Below are 246 nucleotides of genomic sequence, written 5' to 3' on the forward strand. Positions count from 1 at the left end.
GTGTCAGTGTTCTTCTTAGCCTGCGCCTCGGCTGGCTTGTTGCGACCCTTGGGAGCCTGCTTTCCGTTGCGGTTCTTTGGCTTACGCTTCTTCTTGTTCTTGTCAAAGCGTGTCAAGCTCTCGTTTTCCAGGAGGTCTACGGTGCGCTCCTGCTTCTTGGTAGCACCGTCTTCAAGCAATGTTTCGGGCTTCTCGCCGCGCTTGTTCATCTCAATTATCTCCAAAGCGCGCCGTGCCGTGATGACC

Annotated in this window: 1 protein-coding gene; it reads right to left on the reverse strand. The window is 54.9% G+C overall.

Going from position 1 to position 246, the window contains the following annotated elements; all coding sequences use genetic code 11:
• Positions 1 to 209: hypothetical protein (locus H6A07_RS09985; protein WP_204814759.1), on the reverse strand; the 209-nt coding region annotated here is incomplete at its 3' end.
• Positions 210 to 246 lie beyond the last annotated feature (37 nt).

This window comes from Olsenella uli (assembly GCF_016899935.1).
GTDB classification, from domain to species: domain Bacteria; phylum Actinomycetota; class Coriobacteriia; order Coriobacteriales; family Atopobiaceae; genus Thermophilibacter; species Thermophilibacter uli_B.